The sequence below is a fragment of the Acidovorax sp. CCYZU-2555 genome, assembly GCF_018413525.1.
Lineage (GTDB): Bacteria > Pseudomonadota > Gammaproteobacteria > Burkholderiales > Burkholderiaceae_C > Comamonas.
Map to the genome: position 1 here is coordinate 25,977 of NZ_JAHCDD010000069.1, position 6,687 is coordinate 32,663.

7 protein-coding genes are annotated in these 6,687 nt (G+C 65.1%); 3 read left to right on the forward strand and 4 right to left on the reverse strand.

Annotated features, from left to right (window positions below):
- Nucleotides 1-3 precede the first annotated feature (3 nt).
- The gene (locus KHY18_RS20840; RefSeq protein ID WP_213304328.1) at nucleotides 4-1,281 is read left to right on the forward strand and encodes an EAL and HDOD domain-containing protein; all 1,278 of its coding nucleotides are present in this window, start codon (nucleotides 4-6) and stop codon (nucleotides 1,279-1,281) included.
- A 74-nt stretch (nucleotides 1,282-1,355) separates the two neighbouring features.
- Here KHY18_RS20840 and KHY18_RS20845 read toward each other — a convergent pair whose 3' ends face one another.
- The 4 genes from KHY18_RS20845 to queG form a co-directional block, all read right to left on the reverse strand.
- On the reverse strand, nucleotides 1,356-2,336 hold the full coding sequence (locus KHY18_RS20845) for a Bug family tripartite tricarboxylate transporter substrate binding protein (RefSeq protein ID WP_213304330.1): 981 nt from the start codon (nucleotides 2,334-2,336) through the stop codon (nucleotides 1,356-1,358).
- Nucleotides 2,337-2,483: 147 nt separating this feature from the next.
- A complete protein-coding gene (xerD, locus tag KHY18_RS20850; protein ID WP_249729267.1) occupies nucleotides 2,484-3,407 on the reverse strand; it encodes a site-specific tyrosine recombinase XerD in 924 nt (307 codons plus the stop codon).
- Between the two features lie 96 nt (nucleotides 3,408-3,503).
- Nucleotides 3,504-4,469, reverse strand: a complete 966-nt coding sequence (locus tag KHY18_RS20855) for a tripartite tricarboxylate transporter substrate binding protein BugE (protein ID WP_213304336.1) — start codon at nucleotides 4,467-4,469, stop codon at nucleotides 3,504-3,506.
- Nucleotides 4,470-4,579: 110 nt separating this feature from the next.
- On the reverse strand, nucleotides 4,580-5,641 hold the full coding sequence (queG, locus tag KHY18_RS20860; RefSeq protein WP_213304339.1) for a tRNA epoxyqueuosine(34) reductase QueG: 1,062 nt from the start codon (nucleotides 5,639-5,641) through the stop codon (nucleotides 4,580-4,582).
- 12 nt (nucleotides 5,642-5,653) lie between these two features.
- On the opposite strand from queG, the gene tsaE reads away from it, so the two are divergent.
- Together tsaE and KHY18_RS20870 are read left to right on the forward strand one after the other, a co-directional pair.
- Nucleotides 5,654-6,178 carry a tRNA (adenosine(37)-N6)-threonylcarbamoyltransferase complex ATPase subunit type 1 TsaE gene (tsaE, locus tag KHY18_RS20865; RefSeq protein WP_213304342.1) on the forward strand — a complete coding sequence of 175 codons (525 nt, stop codon included), beginning with the start codon at nucleotides 5,654-5,656 and terminating at the stop codon, nucleotides 6,176-6,178.
- On the forward strand, nucleotides 6,175-6,687 hold a 513-nt coding region (locus KHY18_RS20870), incomplete at its 3' end, for an AMIN domain-containing protein (protein ID WP_213304345.1). The genes tsaE and KHY18_RS20870, both read left to right, overlap by 4 nt.

Here is a 6,687-nt window from a genome sequence, read left to right on the forward strand (position 1 = left end):
ACGATGAGTTTCATTGCCCCCGGTGCCCATGCCTCGCCCACCTTGCCCCAAGGTGTCGATGACGACAATCTGGCCGTGATCGCGCGCCAGGCCATCGTGAACGAGAAAAGCGAGGTCTATGGTTACGAATTGTTCGACCGCTCGACCGCGCGCGACGCCCATACCGCCGCCAGCGATGCCGCGCTGCTGTTCAATGCCTTGTCATATGCGGGCGCCGAAGCGCTGGTCGGACAGAAAGCAGTTTTCATCAACTGCACGCAGGAAAGCCTGGCCGGCGGCCACCTCGAACTGATCCACCCCGACAAGGTGGTGCTCGAAGTGCCCACGCTCGACGAAGGTGCGACCCAGGCCGAGATCGAAGCCCGGCTCAGCATCTTCACGGCATTGCGCGAACGCGGCTTTCGCCTGGCGTTCAACCAGAACCTGCTGCGCCGCGCGTATGCAAGCTGGCTGCCGATGGCGTCTTTCGTCAAGCTCGACCTGCAATCGTTCGCGCTCAAGGACGCGCAATCGCTGGTGAATTTTGCGCGCACGTATACCAACGCCAAGATCGTCGCCGAAAAAGTCGAGACCGCCGAACAGTTCGAGCACATGCGCGAACTCGGCGTGCACTATTTCCAGGGCTACTGGTTTGCCAAACCCGATCTGGTGCGCGCCCAGACCATACGCCCCTCGCAGGCCACCATCCTGCAGCTCATCAACCTGTTGCGCAAACAGGCGGGCACGGCCGAGATCGAAGACCTGCTGAAGAAGGACCCGACGCTGTCCTTCAATCTGCTGCGCTTCATCAACTCCTCGGGCTTCGGGCTGTCGTGCGAAATCACCTCGTTCCGCCATGCGGTGATGATCCTGGGCCTCAAGAAGCTGTTCCGCTGGGCCGCGCTGCTGATGACCACCTCGCGCAGCGGCGGCTCGTCGCCCGCCGTGGGCCAGACGGCCGTGGTGCGCGGGCGGCTGATGGAACTGCTCACGGCAGAACTGCTGCCGCCCGAGGAATCCGACAATGCGTTTGTTGTCGGCGTGTTCTCGCTGCTCGACGTGATGCTGGGCGTGCCGCTGGCCAAGGCGCTGGAATCAGTGGCCCTGCCCCAGCCCGTGGTCGATGCGCTGCTGCACGGCACGGGCGTGTTCGCGCCCTTCCTGGAACTGACCAAGGCCTGTGAAAGCGGCGACGACGCGACATTCGCGCGCAACGCCAATGCCTTGCACCTGACCAATCATCAGGTCAACTGGGCCCACCTGCAGGCGCTGACCTGGGCGGAAAGCCTGGATTCCGAATAAACGCCGCTGCGCGCGGCCCAAAAAAAGCCGGCAGTCCGCGAGGACCGCCGGCTTTTTGCATCAGGCGCGCAAACTCAATCGAGCTTGATGTTTGCCGCGCGGATGATGCGCGCATTGGCTTGCGACTCTTCGGCGATCTGGCGCGCGAACTCGGCGGCCTTGCCGCCCGTGGACACATTGTCGGTCGCGGCCAGCTTGGCCTGCAGATCGGGGTTGGCCAGCGCCTTGTTGATTTCGGTGTTGAGCCGCTCGACGATGGCCGCAGGCGTGCCGGCCGGCGCGAACACGCCGAACAGCGACGACAGGTTGGCCGAGGCATAACCCAGCTCGCCCAGCGTGGGCACATTGGGCAGCGATGCGAGCCGCTTGGGCGCGCCCACGGCCAGCGGGTGGAACGAACCCGCCTTGATATGCTGCAGCACCGCGGGGCCGGCATTCGTCGACAGCACTTCGAACTGCGCGCTCAGTCCGTCATTGAGCTGCTGGCCACCGCCCTTGTAAGGGATGTGCGTGATTTCGGCCTTGGCCGAGTAGGCGATCTGCTCCAGCATGATATGGCCCAGCGACGCGAGGCCGGCCGTGGCCCAGCGAATGCTGCCCGGCTCCTTCTTGGCCTGGGTGATCAGCTGGCCGAAATCCTTGGCGGTGCTGCGCTTGGTCGCGAGCAGCAGCACGGGCGAGTACATCACGCTGGCCACGGGCACCAGATCCTTGGCGGGATCGAAAGGCAGCTTGCCCAGGTGGGGGCTCAGCGCCAGCGGGCTGATGGCCGAGAAACCCAGCGTATAGCCGTCGGGCTGGGCCTTGGCGACCTGGTCCAGGCCGATCGCACCGCCGGCACCGGCCTTGTTCTCGACCACGATGGGCTGACCCAGCTGCGCCGTGAGCTTGTCGCCCAGCGCACGCGCGACCACGTCGCTGACGCCGCCTGCGGGATAGGACACCACCACGCGGATGGGACGTGCAGGCCAGGACTGGGGCTGGGCCCAGGCCACCATGGGCAACACGGCCAGCGCACCGGCGGCGAGCCAGCTGCGACGCAAAGAATCTGTCATGACCACTCCGAAATCAAGATGTATGGGGAGGCACGCGGCCCGGACAGGCCGGTCGCGGCGCAAGGCCTGCATTTTGCCTTAGGCTGCGTAAGCAACACTTACCGCTGTCATAAAACCGCAACGAGAACCATCCATTGAAACCCTGAGCTATCCCCGCGGATGGTGTTCGGCATGCAGGTTCTTGAGGCGTTCGCGCGCCACATGGGTGTAGATGGTCGTGGTCGAGATGTCGACATGGCCCAGCAGCATCTGCACCACGCGCAGATCGGCGCCGTGGTTGAGCAGATGGGTGGCGAACGCATGGCGCAGCGTGTGCGGCGACAGTGGCGCGGTGATGCCCGCCTGCTGCGCGTACTTCTTCACCAGCAGCCAGAACATCACGCGCGACATGCCGCTGCCGCGCTGGGTCACGAACAGGTCGTCGCTGTGCTGGCCGCCCAGAATGGACTGGCGCCCTTCCTGCAGAAAGCGCTGCAGCCACCAGGCGGCCTCGTCGCCGAACGGCACCAGGCGCTCGCGCTGGCCCTTGCCCGTGACGCGCACCACGCCCGCGCGCAGATCCACCTGATGGCCCTGCAAGCCCACCAGCTCGCTCACACGCAGGCCGCTCGCATACATCAGCTCGAGCATGCTGCGATCGCGCAGGCCCAGCGGGGTGGCGGCATCGGGCGCGTTGAGCAGCGCTTCGACCTGGGCTTGCGTCAGCGTGTGCGGCAGGCGCGGCGGCTGGCGCGCGGCCAGCAGGCGCACCGTGGGGTCGCAGGCCACGCGCTTCTCGCGCAGTGCCCAGTGGAAATAGCGCCGCAGCACGGTCAGGCGGCGGTTGGCGCTGGTCGCCTTCGACTGCTCGACGCGCGCCGCGAAATAGGCCTGCAGCTGCGCTTCCTGCGTGGCGTCCAGCGCCAGCGGCTCGCCCAACTGCGCCAGCCACTGGGCATAGAGTGTGAGGTCGCGCCGGTACGCGGCCAGCGTATTGCGCGACAGGCCGTCCTCGAGAAACAGCGCATCGACAAAGGCATCGATGGCGGCCTGGCTTTCCGGCAGCGCGGGCGGCGGATTTGATGGGGACATGGGAGTCGGCATGGGCCAAGCCTACACCGGATGGCCGCCATGAAAAAACCCGCAGCGCGGACGCTGCGGGTTTTCGGGTGTCGCAGGAGCGCAGGCTTATTCCAGCGTCAGCTTCTGCTTGACGACCACTTCCTTGTAGACGGCCAGTTCGTTCTTGAGTTCGGCGGCGAACTCTTCGGGCGAATTGGCGACGACCAGCGAGCCGGTGTCTTCGATGCGCTTGCGCACGGCGGGATCCTGCAGCACCTTGCGCGTCGCGGCGTTGATCTTGTCGACCAGTTCCTTGGGCATGTTCTTGGGACCCAGGATGCCGTAGAACGCCATGCGGTTGACCTGCTCGAGGCCGACTTCCTTGAAGGTCGGCACGTCAGGCAGAACGGCCAGGCGCTGGGGAGCGGCCACGGCGATCGCGATCAGGCGCTTGTCCTTGATGAACGGCAGGGCCGAAGGCAGGTTGTCGAGCACCATGGGGATCTGACCGGCAACGGCGTCATTGAGCGCCGGGCCCGCGCCGCGGTAGGGCACGTGGACCATGTCGATCTGCGTCAGGCTCTTGTACAGCTCCATCAGCATGTGCTGCACGCCGCCCGTGCCCGACGAACCGTACGAGTACTTGCCGGGGTTCTTCTTCAGGTAGGCCTCGAACGACTTGTAGTCCGTTGCCGGGAACTTGGGGTTCACCGCGATCACATTGGGCGTGGCCGCAATGTTGATGATGGGCGTGAAGTCCTTGATCGGGTCGTAAGGCGTCTTGGGGTTGATGGCCGGGTTGGTGGCCATGCTCGACAGCGTGGCGATACCCAGGTTGTAGCCATCGGGCTTCTGACGCGCGGTCTCGAGCGCACCGATCGCACCGCCGCCACCGCCGCGGTTATCGACCACGACGACCTGGCCCAGTTCCTTGCCCAGGGGGTCGGCAATCACGCGCGCAATGATGTCGGTGGTGCCGCCGGCCGCAAAGGGAACCAGCAGTTTGATGGGCTTCGTTGGATAGGCCTGGGCCATGACAACCGAACTCGCGAGTGCCAGGGTAAGGCCGAGCCAGCGATTGCGTTGAGACATAAAAGTCACCTTTTAGGGTTTTTAGACTTAGGAATGCTAAGCGTTGGACCCCGTTCGGCAAAGCGCCTGCAGGCACTAATTCATGAGTGTTTACCCTAGGATTTGCACCACTAGCGTGCGAGGGCGCTTTCCACCTGGCGTTGTGCAAGTGCCCACTGCACATGCTCGCGCACCAGCTCATGGGGGTGCTCGCTGCGGCTGAGCAAGGCCTGCTGCGCGGCGCTGTCGCCGGTCTCGCGCCAGGCGTTGCCCAGCGCCACGGCGATGTTGCGCAGCCAGCGCAGATGGCCTATGCGCCGGATCGGGCTGCCTTCGGTGCAGCGCAGAAAAGTCGCTTCGTCCCAGGCGAACAGCTGCACCAATTGGGCGCCTACCAGTCCGGCGCGCGCATCAAAATCGGGCAGGCTGCTGCGCTGGGCGAACTTGTTCCAGGGGCAGGCAAGCTGGCAATCGTCGCAGCCGTAGATGCGGTTGCCCATGGCCGGGCGCAGCGCTTCGGGAATCGCGCCCGCGTGTTCTATCGTCAGATAGGAAATGCAGCGCCGCGCATCGACACGCTGGGGCGCGACGATGGCGCCCGTGGGACAGGCATCGCTGCAGGCCTGGCAGCTGCCGCAGTGGGCGGTCACCGGCTCCGTGGGTTCGAGCGCCAGATCGACATAGATCTCGCCCAGAAAGAACATCGAGCCGGCTTCGCGGTTGAGCACCAGCGTGTGCTTGCCGCGCCAGCCCTGGCCGCTGCGCCGCGCGAGTTCGGCTTCGAGCACGGGCGCGGAGTCGGTGAACACGCGGTGACCGAACGGGCCGACTTCGGCGGCGATCAGATCGCAAAGCTTTTGCAGACGCGCGCGCAACACCTTGTGATAATCACGTCCACGGGCATAGACGGAAACGATGGCTTCGCCCGGACGTTCGAGCCGCGACCATTCGACCGCCTGCCAATCCGGGGGGGTATCGCGCGGCAGATAGTCCATGCGCACCGTGATCACGCTCACGGTGCCGGGCACGAGTTCGGCCGGGCGCGCACGCTTGAGGCCATGGGCCTGCATGTAATTCATGTCGCCATGGAACCCTTGGGCCAGCCATTGGATCAACCCAGCTTCGGATGAGGACAAATCCACGCCCGCGACCCCGATTTGGGAAAATCCCAGCCCGCGGGCCCAGCCTTGCATCAAAGGAAAGAGTTGACTGCTGCACACCATACCCCTGCGATTGTAGGAAGCGAAGAAAACCCCCAGCCGCCGCCGACCCGCGAGCTGCTGTGGCAGGCCGAGGACGACACGGCGCGCTTCGCCGCGCAGCTCGCGCAATGGCCGGGCCTGCGCAACGCCTACCTGACCTTGCATGGCGATCTGGGCGCGGGCAAGACCACGCTGGTGCGCCATCTGCTGCGCGCGCTCGGCGTGCAGGGCCGCATCAAGAGCCCGACCTATGCCGTGGTCGAGCCGCATGAAGTGCCTGGCCTGGCTATCTGGCACTTCGACTTCTACCGCCTCGAAGACCCGCGCGAATGGGAAGACGCAGGTTTTCGCGACATTTTCGCCAGCCCCGGCCTCAAGCTGGCAGAATGGCCGGAAAAAGCAGCAGCCTTGACGCCGCCTGCAGATATAGCTATCCATATTGAAGCAATCGACGAAACGCGGCGCAGCGTGACGCTGATGGCCCACACACCTGCCGGCAGCGCGCTGCTTGCACACTGGCCCGAATGAACGACGTTCTTCCACCTTCCCCTTCCCGGCGCAGCCTGCTGCAGGTCGGCACCCTGGCCCTGCTTCTGGGAACGCAGCAGATCGCGCGCGGCGCCTCCATCCTGGCAGTGCGTGTCTGGCCCGCGCCCGAATACTCGCGCGTGACGCTCGAATCCGACACGCCGCTGGTCGCCAAGCAATTCTTCATTCCTTCGCCACCACGCCTGGCCGTCGACATCGAGGGCATCGATCTGAATCCCGCGCTGCGCGAACTCGTCGCCAAGGTGCGCCCCGATGACCCGAACATCGAAGCCATACGCGTAGGCCAGAACTCGCCGAATGTCGTTCGGCTGGTGATCGACCTCAAACAAAAGGCCGTGCCCCAGGTGTTCACGCTCGCACCCGTGGCGGCCTACAAGCACCGGCTGGTATTCGATCTCTATCCCGAGAAAGCCGTCGATCCGCTCGAAGCGCTGATCACCGAACGCCTGCGCGATGCCGGCCCGGGCACGCCCACGGCAGTTGCCGCC